A 23,978-nucleotide genomic window follows, 5' to 3' on the forward strand; every position below is an offset into this window, starting at 1 on the left:
ACTTGCTTTAAGCAAGCAATAATCTGCTATAAGCAAGTAAATGGAGGTGTCACATGCAGGCGGATCAACTCGGCGAACGCACGGAGATCGTGCGTCGTTTCAACCGTTTCTATACGCGTCAGATTGGCGTGCTGCATGAGCACTTGCTGGATAGCGTATTTTCTCTGACGGAAGTGCGCATCCTGTATGAATTGGCGCACCGGGAGCAGCTGACCAGCGCGGACCTGTGCCGCGAGCTGGGCTTGAACGCTGGCTATCTGAGCCGGGTCATTGCCGGGTTCGAAAAGCAGGGGCTGATTGCCAAGACGCGCTCGCCCACGGATGCGCGCGCGGCGCAATTGCAACTGACCGGGCAGGGACAGCGCACCCTCGCCCCCCTGATCGACGCCTCGCGGCGCGAAGTGGCCGCCATGCTGGAACGTTTGCCGCCAACGGCGCAGCAGGAGCTGGTCGCTGCCATGGAGCAAATCCAGGGTTTGCTGGGGGAACCATCGCCCAGCTATCTCCTGCGCAATCCGCAGCCGGGCGACATGGGCTGGATCATCCACCGGCAAGCCGTGCTGTATGCGCAGGAATATGGCTGGAACAACGAGTACGAGGCGCTCGTTGCCGACATCCTCGCCAAGTTCGTGCGGGAGTTCGACCCGGCCCGCGAGCGCTGCTGGATCGCCGAGAAGGACGGCAAGGTGATCGGTTCGGTCTTCATCGTGTGCCAGGACGACACTACGGCCAAGCTGCGCCTGCTGTATGTCGATCCCTGCGCACGCGGCCTGGGCATCGGCAGCCGCCTGGTCGACGAGTGCCTGCGCTTCAGCCTCCAGGTCGGCTATACAAAAATGGTATTGTGGACCAACAGCATCCTCACCGATGCGCGCCGCATCTACGACAAGGCCGGCTTCCAGCTGGTCGAGGAAGAGGCGCATCACAGCTTTGGCAAGGACTTGATCGGCCAGGTGCTGGCGCGCGACCTGTGACCACCCGCGCTCCCGCCGCCATATGCCACTGTGGCGGCGGAAGGACAGTGTCAGCCGTTTTCCACGCCACTCTCCCCACGGCCCCCAAGAAACCAGTACACTAGTTCCTGAGCGCAACTAATTTTGTGCGCGCGCCATGCCGCCTGCCGTTGCCGGGAGGCGTCCCTGCCGCAAGGCGTGTTGTCTGCCTGGACAAATGCAATGTTCACTTCGCGCAGCCTGTCTCCTGCCTTCTATTACCTGTTCTTTTCAGGAGAACGGGAGCAGCAACAGCGCTTTTTCAAGGAACTGCATTTCATTTCGATAGCCATCCTGACGTTTGGCCTGGCTTGCTGGCTGGTCACGTTCAGCCTGACCTTGCCGCGCGCTTCGCTCGATCATGCGCAGGCGGCGCTGGGCTTGACGGGCATGCTGGTCGGGCTGCTGCTGACTGTGTATGCGAAGTCCTTGCAAGCCATCATCGCCAGCGGCACCATCAGCGTGCTGTTCATCGCTTTCAGCTTTCGCGTGCTGATGCTGGGCACGGAAGATCCCGCTTTCTGGGTCTTGCCGCTGGGCGTGATGATCACCCTGACGACGGCGCCCATCTTCAGCGGCATTGCGTATTACCTGGGCGTATCGCTGTGCGTGTGGGCCATCCTGGGACTGGGGCAGTTTCCCGTGCATGCGGGCCAGGCCGACCAGCATTGGCCCGTGCTGGCCGTCACCATCAGCGTGATCATCGGCCTGGCGCTGAATATCTATTTTCTCGTCTTGCGCATCAACAACTACCGCGCCCAACGCGAGCTGGCGACCATGGCCTACAAGGATGGCTTGACCGGGCTCAACAACCGACGCATGTTTACGCAAAGCGCCCGCACCTTGCAGCGCACGGCGCATACGCCCGCGTATTTTTTAATGATCGACATCGACGACTTCAAGCAGATCAACGACGTGTACGGCCATGACGTGGGCGACGAGGTGCTGAAAAAGATCGCCGAGGTGATCGGTGAACTGTCGGGCGAGCACCTGTGCGGCCGCCTGGGCGGCGAGGAGTTCGCCGTCATTTACCTGGGTGAAAAGACCGCCGCCTGCGCCTTTGCCGCGCAGCTGGTCGACAGCGTCGAAGCGGCCTTCGTGCCGGAACGCAAGGTGTCCGTCAGCATCGGCATGGCGGAACTGATCAAGGAAGCCGACTTGTCGCACAGCTACCGGCGCGCCGATGAATCCTTGTACCAGGCCAAGAAAAGCGGCAAGAACCGCTACGTGCTCAACGCCGCCTGAACGCCACCGTCCGGCGCCGCATCGAGCAGCGCCAGCAAGGCTTGCGGCGAAATCTTCCAGGGATCGCGCCGCTCGGGGTCCACCTCATACCAGCTGTCCTGGCCACCGATCTTGAGAATGGTCAAGGGGATATCCTTGCTCTCGAAGAAGGCCAGCATGCGGCGGATCAAACGGCTCACCTTTGCGTGCTCGTCCGTATACAAAGAGCAAGTATAGAAACAGCCCTTCTCGCCCATGTGCAACAGTTTGGCCGAGCCGAGGCGCGAGCGCCCCAGATACTTGTGCAGGAACTCGGTCACTGCCGCATCGTCGACGGGAATACTGCAGGAAATAATGATCTGGGCCATGACAACGGGGGACAGTGATTCAATAGCCAAGCTTAGCAGAAAGAGATTCATTCCTGAAATGCTAAGATCGCGGCCCGCGCATGCCGGCAACCGGACCGGCCTGGCGTCTCGACAAGGATAGTCATTGAATACCCCAGGAAAAATCACTGTTCGCATGCTGTCGCTGTGCGCCGCCCTGTGCCTGCCGCTTGCCAGCATGGCACAAGCCATTCCTGCCGAGGATGCCGCCTTCGTGGCCGCCACCGTGCCCGTGCCGTCGCCGCCGCTGCGCCTGAGCGCGCATCCCGAAATCCGCGCCGATATCTTGAAACTGCTCGGCTACGCGCGCGGCAGCTATACGCAGGGCAACACCCTGATCGCGCGCCAGGTGCTCGACAGCATGCAATCGCTCGACGACATCACGCGCACCATGTTGCCCGACGGACGCTCCGTGCTGGCCTCCATCGATGCCAGCACGCACGGTGCATGGCGCGCCGCCATGCTGTTCGACCCGCAACGCAAGCTGCTGGCCCTGGGCCTCGTCAACGGCCATTGCCGGGCCGCCATCGGCGACGCCGCTCCAGCCTGCCTGCCGTCCACGCACGCCGTGCTGACGGTGTTCCTGCCGCCGGGCGCAGAGGACGAGATGGCCGCGCCGCTGCTCGTGTGGGCGCGGCAACTGCCGGCCATGCTGGCACAGGCCGCGCCGGAACGGCGGCAAAGCATTGCTGCGGTGGAATACATCACCACCCGCCCCGGCCAGCCCGGCTGGGAAGCGCGCGACGTGCCGCCCGGCTTTCCCGTCAGCTTGCAGCACCTGCTGCTGCCGAATGCGGAACTCAACGGCAGTTCCAGCGGCGGCAAGCTCATCGCACCGGCGGGCCTGGCGGGTTTGCCCATGCGCACACAAGCGGCCGAGGCGGGAGACGAGCCCCTGCCCGATGCCGACATCACCCTGCGCAGCTATGCCGATTTCCACTGGGTGCTCAACACCTACGCCACGCTGGCCAAGGGCGCGCAAGTGAAGGGCCATGACGACAAGGTCGTGTTCACGGGCAACGATGCGAGCGGCCGCTATACGGTGACCTTGCGCGAGCCCGACAAGGACGATGGCGTCTTCATCACCGTCGCCAGCTGGCGGACCCAATAAGCGGGGGAAGAATGGGAAAAGCATTGCCATTACGCACAAGAGCATGGCATTTTGGCATTTTGCGGTATGATTTCCGGCCGTGCGGCGCGGCCCGATCCCTGCCTTGCCCACCCTGCCCTTCAAGCCAGTCACGCTTGCGTCGCATCCTGCCCTAAGGAATTCATATGTTCGGTTTTAACTTGCGCGTTGCCAAGATGGTGTGGACGGCTTTCCTCATCGCCTTCCTGCTCTTTCTCACCTACAAGGTCTCGTCGACCCTGATCGTCGTGGTCTTTGCCATTTTCTTCAGCTACCTCGTGTATCCGCTGATCGGCCTGCTGGAACGCCATGGCCCGAAGCGCTTGCCGCGCACGGCTGCCATCGGCATCGTCTTCCTCGTGGTGATCTTGCTGGTGGCGATACTGGGCTCCATCTTCGGCGCCCGCATCGAGGAAGAAGCCAGCAAACTCAGCGCGCAATTGCCGACCCTGCTCAAGGGCAATAATTTTGCCGAGCGGATTCCTTTGCCGGAATTCATGGAACCGTTGCGCGCGCGCCTGCTGTCGTTCATGCAGACGCAGCTGAGCAGCGGTACGGGACAAGCCATGCCGCTGGCGAAGGAACTGGGCTTGACCGTCATGCATGCGGCCAGCAACCTGATCTATCTGGTGCTGGTGCCCGTGCTGAGCTTTTTGCTGATCAAGGAAGGCCCGGACATGCGCGACGGCTTGCTGTCCCTGCTGAACCGTCCCAACAAGAAACTGTGGGGCGCCATCATCGACGACCTCGACATCTTGCTGTCGCGCTATGTGCGCGCCCTGCTGCTGTTGTCGATCGCCACGTTTGTGTCCTACAGCATCGCCTTTTCCCTGATGGGCGTACCGTACAGCCTGCTGCTGGCCGGTGCGGCCGCCTTGCTGGAATTCATTCCGTTTGCCGGCCCGCTGGCGGCCGCCGTCATCGCCGTGGTCGTGGCCGGTTTCAGCGGTTTCGAGCACGTGTTCTGGCTGATCGGCTTTATCGCCGCCTACCGCTTGTTCCAGGATTACGTGGTCAACCCATACTTGATGAGCGAAGGCGTGGAAGTGAGCCCGCTGATGGTGATCGTCGGCTTGCTGGCCGGCGACCAGCTGGGGGGCGTGGTGGGCATCTTCCTGTCCGTGCCCGTGATGGCGGCCATCAAGATCGTCTTCGTGCGCGCCCGGGCGGCCTTGCAGGCGCGCCATGATGCACTGGAGAAAGCGGAACAGGCGGCAGAGGAAGCGCGCGCCCAGGCCTTGGCCGAGGCGGCGCGCTTGCAGGAACAGGGCAGCAAAGTTACCCTGGAAGCGCAGTAACGCAAGCAGTAACTTAGAACTCTTCCCACTCGCCGCTGTTGTCTGCGGCAGGCTTGGCCGGACGCGGTTTGGCGGCAGCGGCAGGGGCAGCAGCGGCACCGGCCGGCGCCAGGCGCAGCGCCGGGCGTTTCAAGGCCGTGCTGGCGGCGGCCACGACAGGCTTGCGCAAGGCAGGCTTGGCCGCTGCCGGACCGCTATGGTTGGCGTCGAGCTTGAAAATGCTGACCATTTCGGCCAGCGCCGCCGCCTGCTCCTGCATCGATTCCGAGGCCGCCGCCGCTTCTTCCACCAGCGCCGCATTCTGTTGCGTCACGGTATCCATTTCCGCCACAGCTTGATTGATCTGGCCAATGCCCAGTTCCTGCTCACGGCCGGCGGCGCTGATCTCGCCCATGATGTCCGTCACGCGGCGGATGCTGGAAACGATTTCATCCATCGTCGTGCCCGTCTGGCTGACGAGCGCGCTGCCGGCGCCCACGTTCTGCACCGACGCTTCGATGAGCACTTTAATATCCTTGGCGGCGCTGGCCGAGCGGTGCGCCAGGTTGCGCACTTCCGTGGCGACAACGGCAAAGCCACGGCCTTGCTCGCCGGCACGGGCCGCTTCCACGGCCGCGTTCAGGGCCAGGATATTCGTCTGGAAGGCGATGCCATCGATCACGCCGATGATGTCGGCGATCTTTTTCGACGATTCGCTGATGGTGCCCATGGTATCGACCACTTGCGCCACCAGTGCGCCGCCCTTGACGGCCACGTCCGATGCGGAGACGGCCAGCTGGTTCGCCTGGCGCGCATTGTCGGAATTCTGCTTGACGGTCGAGGTCAGCTCTTCCAGCGAGGATGCCGTTTCTTCCAGGCTCGACGCTTGCTGCTCCGTGCGGCTCGACAAATCCAGGTTGCCCGAGGCGATTTCATTGCTGGCCGTGGCGATGGCGCCGCTGCCGTCGCGCACGCCGCGCACGGTGCTCGACAGGCGTTCCTGCATTTTCTGCAAGCCCGTCAGCAAGGCGCCCATCTCGTCGTGGCGCGTGATGACGATGTCGTTGGCCAGGTTACCGTCGGAAATGGCGCCGAAATGGCGCAGGGCCTGGTCCAGCGGGCCAAAGATGGCGCGCAGCAGCAGGATGCTGGAAATGATGGTCAGCAAGGCGCCGACGATCATGCCGCCGATGGCCATGGTCACCTGCGTGTGGTAGCTGGACTGGCTTTCCGCATACATCGCGGCGGCCGACGTGGCCTGGTATTGGGTCAATGTTTCGGCGGCCTGGTCCAGGGTGCGGTACAGCGGCGTCAGCCCCTTCATCATCAAGCCGTCCGCTTGCTCGATGTTGCCTTCACGCAAAGCCTTGCTCATGACCAGCACGCCATTGTTGATATAGTCGCTGCGCTTCTTGTCCATATCGTCGGACAGGCGCTTTTCGTCCGCGCTTTGCGGCAAGCCCAGGTACACCTTCCAGGACTTGTTGGACGCTTCCAGGAATTGTTCCGCGCGGGCCAGGGTATCCTTGGCATCCGGCGCATCCGGGTGCACCATCACGCGGTCCATCGTGAAACGGGCGCGGCCCAGGGCAATTTGCGATTCGCCGATCGCTTGCGTCGATGCCAGCTGATTGCTGTAGACCTCGTTGAGGCTGTTGTTGGCCGATTTCAGGCTGATGATACTCATGACGCCCAGTACGGCGATCAGCAAGCCCAGCACACTCATGGTGGCGATCAGGCGCATTTTTATTGTTATGTTCGACAACATGCAGTTTCCTTGGTAAGGGCGCAACCATGCCTGCGCATGCCGGACGAGATAGCGGCAAACGCCAGATGGGCGGGTCACGTGAATTGTTCAGGACAGGTCGATACGGCGTGTGCGGCAGCAGGGGGGAAGGCGGCCCGCGCATATCGTCAGGAGTGCAATACAGGGCAACGAGGTTGAGGTTTCCCGTACTTTTAATTTCCTGACTGCAAGATACAGGGAAAGATTACCAGTAGCAACATCCAGCATGGATTTTCACGATTTGTAACAAGTGGATGATGTTTTTTGCGCAGAACTGGCATTCCGCTGTCGTGCGCGGTCGCGGCGGAATGCCATTTATGCTAGTCAGCAAGTTAATACATGGTTTCTTCGATCAGCTGGCCATCGTCGCGGAAATACTGGAAGCGGCCCGTTTTCCTGCCCATGTCGTAGGCGCCGATCTGCTTCGGTTTTCCGTTCTGGAAATTCTCGACGTTGACGCCATGCAACACGCCCTGCTGCCAGTTGCGGTGAAATTGCGGCAATTCGCCATCGGGATAAAACAGAGTTTCTGCGCCATCGCGCTCGCCGTCGACAAACGCCCCCTGGTAGCGCCGCTTGCCATCCGGATAAAAACTCTCCATCGGCCCTTCCAGCTTGCCCAGGCGGTAATGTTCGACCAGTTCCAGCTGGCCATCGGCCCCGTATTGTTCCAGCTTGCCTTCCGGTTTGCCATCGAGCATGGTCAGCACTTGCCAGCCGCCGTCCGGCGTCGCCTTCTTCCACGGCCCCTGCTTGACGTCGTCGACATAACGGCCGCCACCGCCAGGTTCCACCCACTGGCCCTGCTTCTTGCCGTTCACATAATTGCCCTGCCATTGCACCACACCATCGATGCGGCGCTCGCTGGGGCCGTCCAGGCGATCTTTCACGAAATGGTCGTAACCGGTGAAGCTGTGCATGTCCGCTTCGCGCCATTCGGCCACGCCAGGGCTTACTTCCCAACGGCCCGTGCGCTGGCCCTTGAGCATCTGTCCCGTCGTCGTTTCATCGCCGCTTTCATACGTCCATGGTCCTTCCGCTTTGTCGTCGACAAAGGCGCCAGACGAGCGGATGGTGTTCGGCTCTTCGTAGTGCCATACGCCGGTACGCTTGCCGTGCGCATACTGGCCGCGAGCAAACACGCTGCCCACGCAGCAATTCACGTCATATTCGATAAACAAGCCATCCTGGCTGGCGGCAAAATGCTGCGGCTGTGTTTCCCAGGTGATCCACTTGGCGTGATAACTGGGCGCGCGCCCCCCTTGCCAGCCCTTGCCCAGCAGATAGGTGACCGTGAGGAAATGACCGTCTTTCTCCTGGAAAGTTTTTTTATAGGCAAATGCGGGCTTATCGGCCGGCTTGCCGGGCAATAACTCGCCATCGATATTGAAATAGCCGACCAGGGTGCCATGGCCATGCTCGATGGCGTCGAATTCGGCCACGCCCGTGGGCGCGTAATCGATGCTGTAGTCGATCAACTGCAAACGGCCCAGCGCGGCGCGCACCCGCGCTTCATCCATGACCTTGGCGCCGCGCACGAGCGCGTCCAGGGTGGGCTGCAGGGCGGCGACCTTGAACATCTTGCCGCCGCTGGATTCGTAGCGGTAAGCATGCAAACCATACGCCGCGCCGCTGCCAGCGCTGCGGCTAAGCACGAACGTCGTTTCGCCTTCGCTGTCGAGGTCAACCTGGAACACGGCCGCGATGCTGGCCTTGCCATACTTGTCCAGGTTCATGCGCTTGTCGCTGATGCCCTTGCACTGGCAATAGTAGCCGTTGACTTCGCCGTTTTCCCGCAGGAAAGCCAGCACCACGCCGCCGTCGCGGCGCTCGACAACCTTGGCGGTGGCCATGGGGACGCCTTCATAGAAACGCGCCGCCTGCGCCGGCGCCGCATTTCCCAGCGCCAGCAGCGCCGCCATCGTGCTCATCCAAAATGTTTGCCGCATGTCAACTCCACTGCCGAAAAACCGCCATTATGCATGGCCATTCAGGCAAGACCGGACACGCGAGGACGCTGGCGCCACAGGGGCCGCTGCACCGTCTGCGCCAGCAGCACGCCCAGCAGCGAAATCCCGCCGCCGACCAGGTGGTACATATGCATGCTTTCGTGCAACCAGACGATGGCCAGCAAGGCCGTCAGCAAAGGCAGCAGGTTGACGTAAATGCTGCAGCGGTTCGGCCCCAGCAGTTTTACGCCTTCGATCCACAGGTAGGACAGCACGATGGACGAACCGATGCCCGCATAGCCAATCAGCGGCAAGGTGGTGGCGTCCAGCCTGGCGCTGCCGGGCGGCAACAGCAGGAACAGCGGCAGCATGCACGCCAGTGCCGCCAGCGCCTGGCAATAAATGGCTTGCCAGGCGGGAATCGATAAACGCCAGCGGCGCAGCAGCACGCCGTACAAAGCAAAGACCAAGCAAGCCAGCAGCATCAGCGCATCGCCCGCATGCACGCCCTGCTGCAGCAAGGCCAGCACGTCGCCGCGCCCCACCAGGTACAGCAAGCCGCCAAACGACAGCACACCGCCGGCCGCCATGCCCAGCGTCAAGCGTTCGCCCAGCAGCAGCACGCTGAGCAGGGCCGTCATCAGGGGCGCCAGCGCCGTGACAATGGCCATATTCGTCGCCGTCGTCGATTCGGCGGCGCGGTAGGACAGGCTCTGGAACAGGGCCATCGACATCACGCCGCACAGGGCCAGCTGCCACCACTGGCGGCGCAGGGCGGTGCGGTTGCGCCACAGGGGACGGGCGATAAACGGCGTCATCACCAGCAAGACCAGCACCAGGCGGTAAAAAGTGATAGCCGTGGGGGCGATGCTGGACGCGGCCAGTTTCGAGACGACGACGTTGCCGGCCCACAGCAGCATGGCCAGGAACGGGTACAGATAGGCGCGCACGGGCATGTGTTACTCCGGGAATAGTTGCGGGGAACCATCATGCCGCAGGCGCGCCGCGCTTTCTCGCGCTAAGATGTCCATACCTGTCGCAAAACTGACCCTCTTTCATGGATTGTTCCTCCGCCGCCTTTCAGGAATTGCTGCCCGTCACGGCGCGCGCCATGGCGCTGGCCGTCGACTATGCGCATGGCCACGTGATTTCCGTGCACCGCCACACGCATGCGCAATTGCTGTACGCCATCGAAGGCGTGATGACCATCGAAGCCCAGGGCGGGCGCTGGGTGGTGCCGCCCACGCGCGGCGTGTGGTTGCAGCCCGGCATCGCGCACCAGGTGCGCATGAGCGGCGCCGTGAAAATGCGCACCGTCTTCATCGATTGCGCCAGCTCGCCATTACTGCCGCGCCACAGTTGCGTGCTCGACATCAGCCCCCTGCTGCGGCAACTGATCGTGGCGGCCGTCGACATCGCGCCCGATTTCACGGAAGGCAGCCGCGACTGGCATCTGCTGCAATTGCTGTTGCACGAGCTCGACAGCCTGCCCGTGCTACCCCTGTATCTGCCGCTGCCCATCGATGCGCGCCTGCGCGGCATTTGCGCGCGGCTGATGGAGCAACCGGGCGAACAGCAGACGGTGGCGCACTGGGCGCAGGAATTAGCGATCACCGAGCGCAGCCTGCACCGCTTGTTCCAGAAACAGACGGGCATGCGCTTTGGCCAGTGGCGCCAGCAGGCGCGCTTGCTGCGGGCGCTGGAACAATTGGCGCACGGCAGCAAGGTCATCGACGTGGCCATGGACAATGGCTACACGAGCCAAAGTGCGTTCACCGCCATGTTCAGGAAGCACTTCGGCACCACGCCCACCGCGTTTTACCAGGCAAAAGTCATCGCTGCGTAAAAAAAATGCTGCTATGCATCAATAATCATGGGCGATAGCCGCCGCTCTTGTTATCATCGCAAGCCTTATCGCACCGCGCCCATCCTGGCAGCGGTGTTGACCTCAATCACACCACCATGACACAGAATTTCTTCCAGACTTTTATCCTGCTCTTGCTCGTCACCGATCCGTTCGGCAACGTTTCCCTGTTCGTCAATGCCCTCAAGCGTGTGCCGGTCGAGCGGCGCTGGAAAGTCGTGGTGCGCGAGTGCATGATCGCCTTCGGCATCTTGCTGCTGTTTATGTTCTTCGGTCGCCATTTCCTGAACGCCTTGCAATTGTCGGAAGTCGCCCTGCGCATCGGCGGCGGCGTGATCCTGTTCCTGATCGCCATGCGCATGGTGTTTCCGCAGCCCAACGCCGGCAATAGCGACCACGAGATGGGCGGCGAACCGTTCATCGTGCCGCTGGCCATCCCCGCGCTGGCCGGCCCGTCGGCCCTGGCGACCGTCTTGCTGTTTTCCTCGCATGAAATGAACGACGTCATCGCCCACGTGGCGGGCTTGACGGCCGTGGCCGCCGTCTGGCTGGCCGTCTTCCTGTGCGCGGAACGCTTGCAACGGGCGCTCGGTCCAAGGGTCATGACGGCGTTTGAACGCCTGATGGGCTTGATCCTGACGGCGATGGCCATTGAAATGTTGCTCGCCGGCATACGGGCGTTCCTGAAATCCGTTTAACATAGTCATTCATCCACTGAAGGAGTCCAGCATGAGCCGTTGCGCCCACCTTTGCCTGATGGCCGATTACAACCAGTGGATGAATGCCAAGGTCTACGCGGCGGCGGCCAGCCTGCCGCCCGAAGAGCTGCAACGCGAGCGGGGCGCCTTCTTCGGTTCCCTGCTGGCCACCCTGAACCACGTGATGGTGGGCGACACGCTTTGGCTGCAGCGCTATGCGAAGCACCCGGCCGGCTTCCCCCTGCTCGACCCCATCCGCGCCATCACGCCGCCCGCGTCGCTCACGCACCCGCTGTTCGCGGCCGAGGATTTTGCCGCCATGCATGCGCACCGGCAATGGCTGGACCGGCTCATCGTCGACTGGGCCGCCTCCATCCGCGAAGAAGACCTGGACCACTTGCTCGATTACCGCAACAGCAAGGGGCCGAACCGGCGCGAATTTTTCAGCCTGCTCATGCATTTCTTCAATCACCAGACCCATCACCGGGGCCAGGCCAGCACCCTGCTGTCGCAGGCGGGCGTGGACATCGGCGACACGGATCTACTGTTTCGCATCCCCAACCATATTCAAGACTGACGATGGGCGGTAGCGCCACGCCTTGAGCAAGATCAAGCCCAGCGCCAGCGCACCGAACAGCCCGCCGCAAGCCAGCGCCCCCGGCATGCCGTAGCGGGCGATGGCCACGCCGCCTGCCAGTGCGCCCACCGTCACGCCCAGGTTGATGGCGGCGATATACACGCCGATGGCGAACGCGGGCGCCTCGCGCGCTTCGCTGCTGAGCCACACTTGCGTGACGATCAGTCCGCTCGTGTGCGCCGCGCCCCAGAACAGCAGCAAGATGGCCAGCGCCGCCCAGCCGAGACCAGCTCCCGCATGGCGGTACAGCAGCCAGTACGCCAGCCCCAGCAGCAGTGGCTGTAGCACCACCGTGCGCAGCACATGCGTGCCCAACTGGCGCCCGGCGAACAGATTGCCCGCCACGCCGCCCACGCCAAACACCACCAGCGCCAGCCCCGTCTGGCGCGCCGACAAACCCGCCACCTGCTGCAGGTAAGCGGCCGCATACGCATACACGGCAAACATGGCGGCAAACACCAGCACGGCGGCGGCAATCGCGAGCCACAAGGCGGGTTTGCGCAGCACGGCCAGCTGGCGGCCATACGCCATCGGCGCCTCGCGCGGCGTGTCCGGCAAGAACAGGAACAGCCCCAGCGCGGCCAGCGCGTTGACGAGGGCGCAGGCAAGGAACGATGCCTCATAGCCATACTGCGCGGCGATCCAGGTGGTGAGCGGGATGCCCAGCACCATGCCCATGCTGGTGCCCGTGAACGCATGCGCGCCGGCCCGCGCCGCATCGCGTGGCGGATACAGGGCGGCAGCCGCCACCATGGCCAGCGAGAAATACACGGGATGGAACAGGGCCGGCACGATGCGCAGCGCCAGCAGCAGTTCGAAGCGGGGCGCATAGGCGGACGCCGCGCTGGCCAGCGCGAACACGAGCAGCGAGACGATCAGCACGTTCTTGCGGCGCCAGCACGTGGCCAGCAGCACGAGGAAGGGGCCGCCCACGGCGATCACCAGGGCGAACAGGCTCACCAGCGAGCCCGCCTGCGCGGCCGTCACGGCATAGCGCCGCATGATCATCGGCAAGATACCCACCACGCCAAACTCGATGCAATACACGCCGAACAAGCCCAGCGCGAGGAAGACGATAGGATGCGGGCGGGTCATTGCCCCTGCTCCACGCCATACACTGCCTGGCACAACTCCGTCACGAACGGCCCCGCCATGCCCTCCAATGCCGTATTCGTGAACGCCACCACGGACAATTCTTGCGCAGGATCAACAAACCACGAGTGGCCATACGTGCCGCCCATGCGCCAGCTGCCAGCCGACTCGGGCGTGGCGGCCAGTTGCGGGTCCGTCAGCACGGTAAAACCCAGGCCGAAGCCGCGGCCGGGCCAGAACGGCAAGTCGAAATCCCCCGTCTGGCTTTCGCCCATCTGGCGCGCCAGCGCTGGCGGCAACAGCGGCGCGCCGCCCAGCCGCAAGGTTTCCAGCAGGCACATGAAGTCGGGGGCGGAACCGACCATGCCGGCGCCGCCGGACGGGTAGGCGTGCGCATCGCGGGCACGGGCCGGCGACAAGGTAAAACCTGCCATGCCATCGAGAAACGGCAGATGGTCTTCCCCCACGTCCAGCAAACGGCGCGGCCGGGATTCTCCCGCTGCGCGGTCCGCATAGGCGACGGCCAGGCGCGCCGGGTCCGCAGTAAAAAAACCCGTGTCGCGCATGGCCAGCGGCGCCGTCACCAGGTGTTGCACGGCGTGCGCCAGCGGCAAGCCCGTCACCGCTTCGATCACGGCGCCCAGCACGTCGGTGGCGATCGAATACGCCCAGCGCTCGCCCGGCGCATATGCGAGCGGCACGCTGGCCAGGCGGCGCAGGTTATCCTCCAGGGAAATACGGGAGGCATCCATGCCGTCCGACACCCCGGCCTGCGCATACTCGCCGCCCGGCGGCTGGAAGAAACCGTAGTCGAGGCCAGCCATGTGCGTGAGCAAGTGCCGCACGGTCATCGCCGCCACGGCGCCGTCCGGCTGGCACGGCGCAAAATACGGCAGCCAGCGCGCCACCAGGTCGTCCAGCCCCAGGCGCTGCTGCCCCACCAGCGCCAGCGCGGCCGTCGAGACGATGGGTTTGCTGACGGACGCCAGGCGGAAGATGGCGTCCTCAACCATGGGCGTGCCCGCCTCGCGGTCCAGGTGGCCGGCCGCGCGGCGATACACGTCCTGGCCACGGTGGCGCACGAGCACCACGGCGCCCGCCAGGCGCTGCTGCTGCAAAACAAGGTTCAGCAAGGCATCGATGCGGCCGGACATGGCCGCGGGAGAGAAGTTGTACATCATGGCTGAGCCTTTCAAATGATCAGGCTGCCAAGGTAAGCCAGGCGCGATCAAAGAAAAACAGGCTATAGTTTCTGTCTGTGCGGACGCTGACATCCGCAATCAACGGTAATGAAACGGAAACGACATGGATAACCTGGCGGGATTCACGGCCTTCGTGCAGGCGGCCGAAACGCGCAGTTTCGTGGCGGCGGGCCGGGTGCTGGGCATTTCCGCCTCGGCCGTAGGCAAGAGCATCGCGCGGCTGGAACAGCGCCTGGACGTGCGCCTGTTTCAGCGCAGCACGCGCAGCATCGCGCTGACGAGCGAAGGCACGGTGTTTCTCGAACGCTGCCGGCGTATCCTGGGCGAGGTCGAGGCGGCCGAGCTGGAGTTGTCGAACAGCAAAAGCGCGCCCCGAGGCCGGCTGCGCGTCAGCCTGCCGCAAGTGGGCAGCCTGCTCAATCCTGTGCTGGCGGCCTTTGCGCGCGCCTATCCGCTGGTGGAGCTCGACCTCGATTTCAGCGACCGCCGGGTCGATGTCATCGAGGAAGGCTACGACGCCGTCGTACGCGCGGGCGAAAGCGCCGACAGCCGGTTGATGAGCCGCCAGCTGGGCCAGTTCCAGCTGCAGCTGGTGGCCGCGCCCGCCTATCTGGCGCGCAACGGCACACCGGCGCTGCCCGCCGACCTGGCGCAGCACACTTGTTTGCTGTACAAGTTTCCCAGCAGCGGCAAGGTCGAGGCCTGGCCTTTGGCCGAATGGCCCGCCTTGCAGGCGGCCGGCTTGCCGGCGCTACTGAACTGCAACAATGTCGAGACCCTGCTGCACTTTGCCGAAAGCGGCCTGGGCATCGCCGCCCTGCCCGACTTTGCCGTGCGCGCGGCGCTCGCTAGCGGCCGCTTGCAGCCAGTGCTGGACGCGCACCGCCGGCACGACGGGACCTTTCGCATCCTGTGGCCCAGCAGCCGCCACCTGACGCCGAAACTGCGCGCCTTCATCGACTTCCTGGCCACGCACGTGTTTCCGGAAAGCTGAGTCCGCGTCCGGCGCCGCGCTCGTTGTTTCCACACGACAACTTATTTAATTTGCTACCAATTTTTAAACTTTTCGGGGACTTGATACAAGTTTTTGTATTGCAGTGCGGAATTTTGAGGAACAATTACAGGCTGGTCGCCCTTACGTATAAACCCGTAGCCCTGGCCTGTCGACGTTTTCCTTCACTTCCGCAACACGAAAGCAATCATGTCACTCACACAATTCAAAATCGGCACCCGGCTCGGGATCGGGTTTGCTGTCGTCCTCGGCCTGCTGGTGGCCGTCTTGCTCGTCGGCCTGTATTCCATGGGGCAACTGAGCGCGCGCACGCACGACATCGTGGCCGACAAGAACGTCAAGATGGCGGCCGCCAATACCATGAGCGACAACGTGCGCAACATTACCCTGGCGATCACGAGCATTGTGGTGGCGCCGACGGAAGCGCTGGTGCAGGCGGAACTGGCCAAGATCGGCGAAGCGCGCAAGAAATACGGCGCCGCCAAGGAAACCTTGCAAAAGAAGATTTCGACGGACAAGGAAACGGCGCTGATGGCCGAGCTGGACGCGGCCCTGAAATCGGGCGCGCCGCTGAACAACAAGGTCATCGAGCTGCGCAATGCGGGCCAGACGGAAGAAGCGATCGCCTTTTTGACGCAGCAGGCGGCACCGAGCTTGAAGATCGTGCTGGGCGCGCTCGACAGCCTGGTCGCCTATGAAGCGCAGCAGGCGGCGCAGGCGGCGACGGACGCCGAAACGCTGAGCACGAGCGCGCGCGCTTCCATGATAGCCCTGGGCAGCGTGGCCGTGCTGCTGGGCGCCTTCGTTGCCTGGATCATCACGCGCTCGATCACCCAGCCCATCAATGCGGCCGTCAGCGTGGCCGAAACTGTGGCCTCGGGCGACTTGTCGTCGCACATCGTCGTCAATTCCAGCGATGAAACGGGCCGCCTGCTGGGCGCCCTGAAAGCCATGAACACGAGCTTGCTGGGCGTGGTGGCGCAAGTGCGCCACGGCACGGAGGCGATTTCCACGGCGTCGAGCGAAATTGCCGCAGGCAACCTCGACCTGTCGTCACGCACGGAAGAGCAAGCCAGTTCGCTGGAAGAAACGGCGTCGGCCATGGAAGAGCTGACCTCGACTGTGAAACAGAACGCGGACAATGCGCGCCAGGCGAACCAGCTGGCGAAAAGCGCGTCGGAAGTGGCCGTGCGCGGCGGCAGCATCGTTTCGCAAGTGGTCGACACCATGGGCACCATCAATGCATCGTCGCGCAAGATCGTCGACATCATCGGCGTCATCGACGGCATCGCCTTCCAGACGAACATCCTGGCCTTGAACGCGGCCGTGGAAGCGGCGCGCGCGGGCGAACAGGGACGCGGCTTCGCCGTCGTGGCCACGGAAGTGCGCAACCTGGCCCACCGTTCGGCCTCGGCCGCCAAGGAAATCAAGGAACTGATCGCCGCGTCCGTCGCCAACGTGGACACGGGTTCGCGCCTCGTCAATGAAGCGGGCCAGACCATGGGCGACATCGTCGACAGCATCGTGCGCGTGACCGACATCATGGGCGAAATCACTTCCGCCACGCACGAGCAGACCATCGGCATCGAGCAAATCAACATGGCCATTGCCCAGATGGATGAAGTGACGCAGCAAAACGCGGCCCTGGTGGAAGAAGCGGCCGCCGCTTCGCAAAGCATGCAGGAACAGGCGGGCGAGCTGGCGCACGTCGTGGGCTTCTTTAAAACCGGCAACCATGTCGCCAGCGCACCCAGGCTGACGCCGGTGCGCACCGCAGCGGCACCAGCGGCGGCGAAAATCGCGCCTCCCGCAGCCCGGCCCGCGCCCGCGCGCAAGGCCATCGCGGCCGCGCCGGCACGCCGCAGCAATGCCGGCGCCGAGAGCGAATGGGAAGAGTTTTAACCAATAGCAACATCCTCACCACGGGAAAGCCAGGCAGGAAGTTGCTGCCTGGCTTTTTTTCGTCCGCAATCGCCACTTTTTTTGCGGCAAAGCCCGCGCAATAGGCAAAAGTGCAAAACGTGCACCGCGCATACGCTTTACAATCCTCGCTCGCTTTACAAAATATTGGTCATCATGAATCAGGCAGAACAGCAGCGCCTCCTGGCTATCCTGGAGTATTGGCACAAGATCGAATTCTTTATCCCGTTTGACCTGAATCAAATCACGGACGTTGAAGACCCGTCCACCGTGCGCCTCCTGCAGCGCGAACAGCTGGCGCAATTGCCGCCGCAGTTCGCCACGCAATGGCAAGTGCCGTCCGACCGCGAGATCGACGGCTTCAGCCTGTTCCTCGGCGTGTTCGACAAGGCCGAAATCAACAAGGCTTGTCCGCCGGCCAACGGCCCTGAAAACATGGCCGAAACAGAAAAAACAGAACTGCTGGGACGCTCGTGCTTTGCCCGCCTGAACCTCAATGCGCTGGGCGAGCCACAGTTCGATCCCGTGTCCGTGTCGACCTTGCCGTGGGCCCTGGGCCGCGCCCGCACGCCGGACTGGTCCGGCCTGAGCCTGGACGCCTTCAGCGACAGCCAGCTGGCGCTGCAAGACAGCCTGCGCAACTTCGCGGCAAGCCGCGCGCCGCAGCCCGTGACGGACGAGGCAGGCAATGTCTCGTCACCCCTGTCCGGCATGGAAATCGCCGCGCTGGCCGACCTGCTGATGGACTGGGCCGGTTTCCGCCCGTCCGCCGGCCAGCCGCTGGCCGTGCTGGAATTGCGCACGCGCAAGAAACGCGTGGCCGCGACGGACGCCGATACGCTGGAGACCAGCCAGAACCGCACGCTGGACTTCGGCGACGCGGTGGAACCTTCGATCGATATCCTCAACAGTTTTTACCTGGACGACCTGGAACAGATCATCCGCGCCTTGCGTGGCGGCAAGCTGCCCGCGACGGTCGCCGCCTACCTGACGCCGCTGGCGCAGGATGAGCGCATCGACCTGTACAGCCCGGCAGGACGCCAGGCGCTGGCCGCCATGCTCAATCCGGCCAACATGAACCGCGGGCACTGGCTGGAAGACGCCAGCTATGCCATGAGCCTGATGCAGCAGTTCGCCATCCATGGCGCGCGCACGGGCTTGCACGAGCGGGGCATCTTTTCCGTCAACGGCCCGCCCGGCACGGGCAAGACGACCTTGTTGCGTGAATTGTTCGCCGACAACATCGTGCGCCGCGCCGCCGTGCTGTCTTGCCTGGACCGCGCCGGCGACGCCTTCATCGGCAAGGTGGCCGTCGCCTTCGAAGGCGTGCGCGACCCCATCACGATAGCCCGCTTGCGCCCGGAACTGACGGGCTTTGAAATGGTCGTCGCCTCGTCGAACAATGCGGCCGTGGAAAACATTTCCGGCGATTTACCTAAACCCAAGCAGCTGGGCAAGGAATGGGCGCGCACGCGCTATTTCGAAAGCGTGGCGCGCCGGGTCGTGGCGGACGGCAATGGCGCCAACCGCGCCCTGGGCGAGGCGGAAGCGCCGTGGGGTTTGATGTCCTGTGCGCTGGGCAACAACGCGAACCGCCGCCGCTTCGTCAGCAATTTCTATGACGACGACTGGGACAAGAGCACGGCGCGCAAGACGCCGAACGCGCAGAATATCCGCCAGTGGCTGGCCAGCTACCAGGGCGTCAGCTTCGCCCAGGCCGCGCGCGAATTTCGCGAGACGGAACACGTGGTGGAAAAGGCCCTGGCCGAGCACGCCCAATACGCGGCCCTGTGGCAAGCCGTGGGCACTTGCACGGAGGCCGATTTCATCGAGGCCAGCCAACACGCGCTGATTGCCGCGGAACAAGAAATGGATGCGGCCAACGGCACCCTGTCCGGCGCGCTGACGCAGCAGGACACCTTGCTCGCCAGCAAGAAGGATTTGCTGGAAGAGGAACGCCTGGTGGCGCTGACGCAGCCCGGTTTCTTTGCCCGCCTGTTCCGCACGGCCCCGGCGCGTGCCTACAAGGATGCCGTCGTCGCCAATGCCGAAGCGCAACGCCAGGCCGCGCGCGACGTGTCCGCCATCAAGCTGCTGCTGAAGGGCGAACTGGAGCCACGCTGCGAGCGCGCCCGCAACAGCCTGCACATCGCCCTGCGCACGGCGCAATCGCGCCAGCGCGAATGGGATGACAGCACGGAACTGCTGCGCCGCGCGCGCATGCGTTTCCCCACCATCATCGCGCCGGCTACCTTGGATGAACTGGACGGCGACGCCCTGCAAATTGGCGGCCTGTGGCATGAACCGGCGCTGGCCCGCCTGCGCTCGCGCCTGTTCGCCAAGGCCCTGGCCCTGCATGAAGCGTGGCTGGCCGAGGTGGCAAAGAAGGGCGGACCCGGCTTTGGCGGCAACTTGCTGGCCGTTTCCAAATTGCTGAAAAACAAGCGCGCCTACGACCAGTCGCACATCGCCATGGTGTGGCACAGCCTGTTCATGGTGGTGCCCGTCGTGTCGACCACGTTTGCCTCGTTCGCGCGCCAGTTCCAGGGCATGGGTCCCGAATCGCTGGGCTGGCTGTTCATCGATGAAGCGGGCCAGGCCGTGCCGCAAGCGGCGCTGGGCAGCCTGTGGCGCGCCAAGCGCGCCGTCGTCGTGGGCGACCCGCTGCAGATCGAACCCGTATTCACGGTGCCGGGCCGTCTCGTGCAAACCTTATCCGCCCTGTCGCCGCACACGCGCGATGGCAGCTATGCGCCAACGTCCGTATCCGTGCAGACCCTGGCCGACAAGGCCAACCGTTATGGCGCCGTCGTCGGCGCCGGCAGCGCACAGCCGCTGTGGATAGGCAGCCCCCTGCGCGTGCACCGCCGCTGCGTGGAACCGATGTTTTCGCTGGCCAACAGCATCGCCTACGAAGACAAGATGGTCTACGGGCTGGCCGAGCGCACGCCGCCGGCCGGCGCCCGGGGCCTGACGCGAGGCCCCAGTTGCTGGATCGACGCCGTCGGCCCCGTCAGCTACAAGCAGGTGGTGCCCGTGCAGCTCGATTTCGTGCTGGAAGTGCTGTTGAAGCTGTACCGCCGCGACGGCAAGCTGCCCGACATGTATGTGATCACGCCGTTCAAGGCCGTGCGCAACGAATTGCGTTCGCGCATCGTCGACATGGACTGGGACCGCCGCCTCGGTTACGGCAAGGCGCCGACGGCCCGCGAATTGCGCCAGTGGAGCAGCCAGATGGTGGGCACCGTGCACACCTTCCAGGGCAAGGAACAAAGCGTGGTGATGCTGGTCCTCGGCGCCGACGACAGCACGGCCGGCGCCGCGCAATGGGCGGCGGCTACGCCGAACCTGCTCAACGTGGCCCTGACGCGCGCGCAGCATTACGTGTATATCGTCGGCAACCCGCTGCTGTGGGGGCAGTTGCCGCACTTTGCGCCGGCGTGTGCGCAGTTGCCGCATACGGGCATGCATGAGTTTTTGGTGGAAATGGGGTAGAACACCTGAGCAAACCTGCTGCACGTCGCGGTTTGCCGCCTCCGATGCTCACTGCCTCGGCGGCCCCGTGCCTGCGCACAGTTCCGCGTCTCGACACAATGGGGGCGCCGAACCTCTCTTGTGCTCGCTACGGTTTTATCAGGCGTTCTCAACGGGGAAAACAAGGGTAAACGTCGTGGCGGCCGCGTCGGACGCCACGCTCGCGCTGCCGCCATGCAACTGCATGATGGCCGTGACGATGGCCAATCCTAAGCCTGTGGAAGCGGCCGAATCGCTGCGGGCCGGGTCGGCGCGGTAAAAGCGCTCGAACAGGTGCGGCAGGTGGCGCGCGGGGATGGCGGGACCGAGGTTGCTCACGCTCAATTCCACACCCTCGTTCGTCGCGTACGAACGCAGCAGTATCGTGCTGCCGGGCGCCGCATGGCGGATGGCGTTCGACAGCAAATTGCCCAGCGCGCGGCGCAGCAGTTGCGGCTCGGCCGTCACCGCGCCGCTGCCGTGGCACGCCAGCGCCAGCTCCCTCTCTTCGGCCAAGCCTTCAAAGAAATCAGCGAGGCGCAAAAACTCGTCCTGCACGGGCAAGACTTGCTTGACGAGCACCATTTCATCCTGCTGCGCCCGCGCCAGGAACAGCATGCTGTCGATCATGCGCGACAGCCGCTCCAGCTCTTCCACATTCGACGACACCAGCTGTTCATACTCGTGCGCACTGCGGGGCCGGGCCAGCATGACCTGGCTTTGCCCCAGCAGATTGGTGACGGGCGTGCGGAATTCATGCGCGAGATCGGCGGAAAACTGCGACAGCCGCGCATAGCCTTCCTGCAGCCGCGCCAGCATGGCGTTGAGCGCCTGGATCAAGGGCAAGAGCTCCGTCGGCGCCCCGCGCGCATCGAGTTGCTGCTCCAGCTTGCCCGGCCGCACAAGAGCCGCATGCGCGGCGATATTGCGCAGCGGCCGCAATCCCCGCAACAACATCACGCTGGCCAGCAAGGCCGCCACCAGCGCGCTGACGGCCACCGATACGACGATCTGCCAGCGGTAGGCGGCAAACATGGCCGTGCGGTCGCCATAGACCCGGGCGACGGAAATGTCGGCCATCTGCGCGGGATCGCCGATGCGCGCGCTGGCCGCCACGACCCTGGCCGGATAACCGTCGCGGCTGATCCAGCTGACGATGTCGCCGGCCGTCACGGGGACATCGACGGCCACGGGAACAGCATGCGCCACCATCTCGCCGTGCGGGTTGACATCGATCAAACGCGTGCCATCGGCGCGCACGATGCGCACCAGGGAATTCTCTTGCCCGCTCATGGTGTCGCGGAAATACTGGGGCCGCTCGCGGATGATATCCAGGGTGCCCGCATTGCCCAGCAATTGCTGGATTTGCCGCAGCTTTCCCAATAATAAAATATCGTCGCGGCGCTCGATTTCCGCCACAAATGAACGGTACAGATGCATGCCCAGCCCGGCCGACACGAGTGCCACGATCAGCACGAACACGAGCGTGACGCGCAGGGTCAGCGAGCGGCGCAGTTGCGAGAATTTCATGCGTCGGCGCCGTTGTCGGATACGGTCGGCGCGCGCAATTCGCAGACATAGCCCATGCCCCGCAAGGTGTGGATCAGCTTGGGTTCGAACGGATCGTCGAGCTTGCTGCGCAGGCGGCGGATGGCCGCGTCGATGACGTTGGTGTCGCTCTCGAAATTGATGTCCCACACTTGCGAGGCGATGATGGAGCGCGACAGCACTTCGCCCTGGCGCCGCGCCAGCAGATGCAGCAAGCCGAATTCCTTGGCCGTCAGGGTGATGCGCTGGCCTTGCCGGCTGACCTTGCGTTTCATCACATCGATTTCCATGTCGCCGATGCGGATCACGTCGTCTTCACGCGGCGGGCCCCGGCGCAACAGGGTGCGGATGCGCGCCACCAGTTCGGCAAAGGCAAACGGTTTCACCAGGTAATCGTCGGCGCCCAGTTCCAGCCCCTTGACCCGGTCCTGCACCTCGTCGCGCGCCGTGAGGAAAATCACGGGCACGTCGGCGCCGCCTTCCTGCAGCCGCAGTGCGCGCAAGACTTGCCAGCCATCCATGATGGGCAGCATGACGTCGAGCACGATGAGATCGGGCGCCTCGCTGCCGGCCATGTGCAGGCCGTCGCGGCCGTTGCGCGCCAGGCTCACCGTGAAACCGGACTCGGCCAGGCCGCGCAACAGGTAGTCGCCCGTCTTCGGTTCGTCTTCAATGACCAGGATGCGCATGGCGACTTTCTAATGGGAATATGAAACCATTTTACGCCGCACGCACGCCGCCGCGGATGATAAAAATGTCATGCGGCGATCATCTTCCCGTAGGGCAAGCCTGGCCATACTGGCGCCATCTTGTTTACTGGACGCCACATGAAAACCCTTATTTTTGGCAGTACCTTGCTGTGCCTGCTGGCCAGCCCCGCCTACGCGCAATTGCGCAGCATCAATGACCTGCCGCTGGCGGCGGCCAACAATCTGGCCAGCGCGGCCATGGCCGCGTGCCAGGCGCAGGGCCGGCACATCGTCGTCACCGTGCTGGACCATGGCGGCAATGTCGTCGCCGTGCAGCGCGCCGATGGCGTCGGGCCGCACAACACGGAAGCCAGCCGGCGCAAGGCGTACACGGCCTTGTCCACTAGGAGCGACACTTACACGTTGGCCGTGGCGGCCCGCAACAATCCGGACATGAGCAATTTGACCACCGTGCCGGAACTGTCGCTGCTGGGCGGCGGCTTGCCGTTGATGGCACAGGGGCAGGCGGTTGGCGCCATCGGCGTCGCCGGTGGCGGTGGCGCCCTGCAAGACCGTGCCTGCGCCCGGGCGGCGCTGGCCGCCCTCCCTGAACTCGATTCCACCCCACCTTGAAAGCAACAACGATGACTTGTCTGAAAAAAATCACCGCCGCCCTGGCCTTCGCCAGCCTGTCCAGCACGGCCCTGGCCGCCGCCAATCCCTTGAGCGTGCACATCCTCGACTTGCAAAGCGGCCAGCCGACGGCGGGCGTGACGGTAACCCTGGAGCAAAAGAAGGGAGATGACTGGAAGCAATTGTGCAGCGCCGTGACGAATGCGCAGGGGCGCATCGCGGCCATGTATCCGGCCGATACGCCCCTGCAGGCGGGCGATTACCGCATCGTGTTCAAGACAGGCGAGCACTATGCGCGCCTGAAACAGGAAACTTTTTTCCCGGAAATCCCCGTGCAATTTCACGTGGAAAAGACCGACCAGCACTATCACATTCCCTTGCTGCTCAGTCCTTTCGGTTTTTCCACTTACCGGGGAAACTGACCATC

20 protein-coding genes are annotated in these 23,978 nt (G+C 63.8%); 12 read left to right on the plus strand and 8 right to left on the minus strand.

Going from position 1 to position 23,978, the window contains the following annotated elements:
• The first annotated feature begins 53 nt into the window (after window positions 1–53).
• Together OX460_RS26930 and OX460_RS26935 are read left to right on the plus strand one after the other, a co-directional pair.
• A complete protein-coding gene (locus tag OX460_RS26930) occupies window positions 54–974 on the plus strand; it encodes a GNAT family N-acetyltransferase (RefSeq protein ID WP_289900490.1) in 921 nt (306 codons plus the stop codon).
• Between the two features lie 201 nt (window positions 975–1,175).
• Window positions 1,176–2,237 (plus strand): GGDEF domain-containing protein, encoded by a 1,062-nt coding sequence (locus tag OX460_RS26935; protein WP_289900491.1) that lies wholly within the window; start codon window positions 1,176–1,178, stop codon window positions 2,235–2,237.
• Here OX460_RS26935 and OX460_RS26940 read toward each other — a convergent pair.
• Window positions 2,216–2,584 carry a hypothetical protein gene (locus OX460_RS26940; RefSeq protein WP_289900492.1) on the minus strand — a complete coding sequence of 123 codons (369 nt, stop codon included), beginning with the start codon at window positions 2,582–2,584 and terminating at the stop codon, window positions 2,216–2,218. The genes OX460_RS26935 and OX460_RS26940 overlap by 22 nt on opposite strands.
• Window positions 2,585–2,708: 124 nt before the next feature.
• Between OX460_RS26940 and OX460_RS26945 the strand changes: the two genes are divergently transcribed.
• Together OX460_RS26945 and OX460_RS26950 are read left to right on the plus strand one after the other, a co-directional pair.
• Window positions 2,709–3,713, plus strand: coding sequence for a hypothetical protein (locus tag OX460_RS26945; RefSeq protein ID WP_289900493.1), 1,005 nt, complete (start codon window positions 2,709–2,711; stop codon window positions 3,711–3,713).
• Window positions 3,714–3,877: 164 nt separating this feature from the next.
• Window positions 3,878–5,029 (plus strand): AI-2E family transporter, encoded by a 1,152-nt coding sequence (locus tag OX460_RS26950; protein WP_289900494.1) that lies wholly within the window; start codon window positions 3,878–3,880, stop codon window positions 5,027–5,029.
• A gap of 13 nt (window positions 5,030–5,042) precedes the next feature.
• Here OX460_RS26950 and OX460_RS26955 read toward each other — a convergent pair whose 3' ends face one another.
• The 3 genes from OX460_RS26955 to OX460_RS26965 form a co-directional block, all read right to left on the minus strand.
• Entirely contained in the window at window positions 5,043–6,776 is a 1,734-nt protein-coding gene (locus tag OX460_RS26955; protein WP_251351665.1) for a methyl-accepting chemotaxis protein, read from the minus strand.
• A 350-nt stretch (window positions 6,777–7,126) separates the two neighbouring features.
• Window positions 7,127–8,743 carry a hypothetical protein gene (locus OX460_RS26960; protein ID WP_289900495.1) on the minus strand — a complete coding sequence of 539 codons (1,617 nt, stop codon included), beginning with the start codon at window positions 8,741–8,743 and terminating at the stop codon, window positions 7,127–7,129.
• Window positions 8,744–8,784: 41 nt separating this feature from the next.
• The gene (locus OX460_RS26965; RefSeq protein WP_289900496.1) at window positions 8,785–9,699 is read right to left on the minus strand and encodes a DMT family transporter; all 915 of its coding nucleotides are present in this window, start codon (window positions 9,697–9,699) and stop codon (window positions 8,785–8,787) included.
• 101 nt (window positions 9,700–9,800) lie between these two features.
• Between OX460_RS26965 and OX460_RS26970 the strand changes: the two genes are divergently transcribed.
• The 3 genes from OX460_RS26970 (at window position 9,801) to OX460_RS26980 (ending at window position 11,882) form a co-directional block, all read left to right on the plus strand.
• Entirely contained in the window at window positions 9,801–10,589 is a 789-nt protein-coding gene (locus OX460_RS26970; RefSeq protein WP_289900497.1) for a helix-turn-helix transcriptional regulator, read from the plus strand.
• A 116-nt stretch (window positions 10,590–10,705) separates the two neighbouring features.
• Window positions 10,706–11,305, plus strand: a complete 600-nt coding sequence (locus tag OX460_RS26975; RefSeq protein ID WP_077398149.1) for a MarC family protein — start codon at window positions 10,706–10,708, stop codon at window positions 11,303–11,305.
• A 31-nt stretch (window positions 11,306–11,336) separates the two neighbouring features.
• On the plus strand, window positions 11,337–11,882 hold the full coding sequence (locus OX460_RS26980) for a DinB family protein (RefSeq protein WP_289900498.1): 546 nt from the start codon (window positions 11,337–11,339) through the stop codon (window positions 11,880–11,882).
• Here the strand turns inward: OX460_RS26980 and OX460_RS26985 are convergent.
• A complete protein-coding gene (locus tag OX460_RS26985) occupies window positions 11,847–13,037 on the minus strand; it encodes an MFS transporter (RefSeq protein WP_289900499.1) in 1,191 nt (396 codons plus the stop codon). The genes OX460_RS26980 and OX460_RS26985 overlap by 36 nt on opposite strands.
• Window positions 13,034–14,215, minus strand: coding sequence for a serine hydrolase domain-containing protein (locus OX460_RS26990; protein WP_289900500.1), 1,182 nt, complete (start codon window positions 14,213–14,215; stop codon window positions 13,034–13,036). Before OX460_RS26990 ends, OX460_RS26985 begins: the two co-directional genes overlap by 4 nt.
• A gap of 124 nt (window positions 14,216–14,339) precedes the next feature.
• On the opposite strand from OX460_RS26990, the gene OX460_RS26995 reads away from it, so the two are divergent.
• The 3 genes from OX460_RS26995 (at window position 14,340) to OX460_RS27005 (ending at window position 20,663) form a co-directional block, all read left to right on the plus strand.
• Window positions 14,340–15,230 (plus strand): LysR family transcriptional regulator, encoded by an 891-nt coding sequence (locus OX460_RS26995; RefSeq protein WP_289900501.1) that lies wholly within the window; start codon window positions 14,340–14,342, stop codon window positions 15,228–15,230.
• A gap of 207 nt (window positions 15,231–15,437) precedes the next feature.
• Complete coding sequence (locus OX460_RS27000; protein WP_289900502.1) at window positions 15,438–17,150, plus strand: methyl-accepting chemotaxis protein; 1,713 nt, start codon at window positions 15,438–15,440, stop codon at window positions 17,148–17,150.
• Between the two features lie 174 nt (window positions 17,151–17,324).
• Complete coding sequence (locus tag OX460_RS27005) at window positions 17,325–20,663, plus strand: AAA domain-containing protein (protein WP_289900503.1); 3,339 nt, start codon at window positions 17,325–17,327, stop codon at window positions 20,661–20,663.
• A 138-nt stretch (window positions 20,664–20,801) separates the two neighbouring features.
• Here the strand turns inward: OX460_RS27005 and OX460_RS27010 are convergent, their stop codons facing one another.
• Window positions 20,802–22,211: a heavy metal sensor histidine kinase gene (locus tag OX460_RS27010; RefSeq protein WP_289900504.1), complete on the minus strand. Its 1,410-nt coding sequence runs from the start codon at window positions 22,209–22,211 to the stop codon at window positions 20,802–20,804.
• Window positions 22,208–22,918 (minus strand): heavy metal response regulator transcription factor, encoded by a 711-nt coding sequence (locus OX460_RS27015; RefSeq protein ID WP_289900505.1) that lies wholly within the window; start codon window positions 22,916–22,918, stop codon window positions 22,208–22,210. The genes OX460_RS27010 and OX460_RS27015 overlap by 4 nt, the downstream gene beginning before the upstream one ends.
• A gap of 138 nt (window positions 22,919–23,056) precedes the next feature.
• On the opposite strand from OX460_RS27015, the gene OX460_RS27020 reads away from it, so the two are divergent.
• Together OX460_RS27020 and uraH are read left to right on the plus strand one after the other, a co-directional pair.
• Window positions 23,057–23,551, plus strand: coding sequence for a heme-binding protein (locus OX460_RS27020; protein WP_289900506.1), 495 nt, complete (start codon window positions 23,057–23,059; stop codon window positions 23,549–23,551).
• Between the two features lie 11 nt (window positions 23,552–23,562).
• Window positions 23,563–23,973: a hydroxyisourate hydrolase gene (gene uraH / locus OX460_RS27025; protein ID WP_289900507.1), complete on the plus strand. Its 411-nt coding sequence runs from the start codon at window positions 23,563–23,565 to the stop codon at window positions 23,971–23,973.
• Window positions 23,974–23,978 lie beyond the last annotated feature (5 nt).

The sequence above is a fragment of the Janthinobacterium sp. SUN033 genome, assembly GCF_030397595.1.
GTDB classification, from domain to species: Bacteria; Pseudomonadota; Gammaproteobacteria; order Burkholderiales; family Burkholderiaceae_D; genus Janthinobacterium; species Janthinobacterium kumbetense.

Excerpts from the sequence above, each read along its gene's own strand:
- OX460_RS26940 (WP_289900492.1), bottom strand. The coding sequence starts at position 2,584 with ATGGCCCAGATCATTATTTCCTGCAGTATTCCCGTCGACGATGCGGCA.
- OX460_RS26995 (WP_289900501.1), top strand. The coding sequence starts at position 14,340 with ATGGATAACCTGGCGGGATTCACGGCCTTCGTGCAGGCGGCCGAAACG.
- OX460_RS26965 (WP_289900496.1), bottom strand. The coding sequence starts at position 9,699 with ATGCCCGTGCGCGCCTATCTGTACCCGTTCCTGGCCATGCTGCTGTGG.
- OX460_RS26970 (WP_289900497.1), top strand. The coding sequence starts at position 9,801 with ATGGATTGTTCCTCCGCCGCCTTTCAGGAATTGCTGCCCGTCACGGCG.
- uraH (WP_289900507.1), top strand. The coding sequence starts at position 23,563 with ATGACTTGTCTGAAAAAAATCACCGCCGCCCTGGCCTTCGCCAGCCTG.
- OX460_RS26990 (WP_289900500.1), bottom strand. The coding sequence starts at position 14,215 with ATGATGTACAACTTCTCTCCCGCGGCCATGTCCGGCCGCATCGATGCC.
- OX460_RS26955 (WP_251351665.1), bottom strand. The coding sequence starts at position 6,776 with ATGTTGTCGAACATAACAATAAAAATGCGCCTGATCGCCACCATGAGT.
- OX460_RS27015 (WP_289900505.1), bottom strand. The coding sequence starts at position 22,918 with ATGCGCATCCTGGTCATTGAAGACGAACCGAAGACGGGCGACTACCTG.
- OX460_RS26935 (WP_289900491.1), top strand. The coding sequence starts at position 1,176 with ATGTTCACTTCGCGCAGCCTGTCTCCTGCCTTCTATTACCTGTTCTTT.
- OX460_RS26950 (WP_289900494.1), top strand. The coding sequence starts at position 3,878 with ATGTTCGGTTTTAACTTGCGCGTTGCCAAGATGGTGTGGACGGCTTTC.
- OX460_RS26960 (WP_289900495.1), bottom strand. The coding sequence starts at position 8,743 with ATGCGGCAAACATTTTGGATGAGCACGATGGCGGCGCTGCTGGCGCTG.
- OX460_RS26975 (WP_077398149.1), top strand. The coding sequence starts at position 10,706 with ATGACACAGAATTTCTTCCAGACTTTTATCCTGCTCTTGCTCGTCACC.
- OX460_RS27000 (WP_289900502.1), top strand. The coding sequence starts at position 15,438 with ATGTCACTCACACAATTCAAAATCGGCACCCGGCTCGGGATCGGGTTT.
- OX460_RS26980 (WP_289900498.1), top strand. The coding sequence starts at position 11,337 with ATGAGCCGTTGCGCCCACCTTTGCCTGATGGCCGATTACAACCAGTGG.
- OX460_RS26930 (WP_289900490.1), top strand. The coding sequence starts at position 54 with ATGCAGGCGGATCAACTCGGCGAACGCACGGAGATCGTGCGTCGTTTC.
- OX460_RS26985 (WP_289900499.1), bottom strand. The coding sequence starts at position 13,037 with ATGACCCGCCCGCATCCTATCGTCTTCCTCGCGCTGGGCTTGTTCGGC.
- OX460_RS27010 (WP_289900504.1), bottom strand. The coding sequence starts at position 22,211 with ATGAAATTCTCGCAACTGCGCCGCTCGCTGACCCTGCGCGTCACGCTC.
- OX460_RS27020 (WP_289900506.1), top strand. The coding sequence starts at position 23,057 with ATGAAAACCCTTATTTTTGGCAGTACCTTGCTGTGCCTGCTGGCCAGC.
- OX460_RS27005 (WP_289900503.1), top strand. The coding sequence starts at position 17,325 with ATGAATCAGGCAGAACAGCAGCGCCTCCTGGCTATCCTGGAGTATTGG.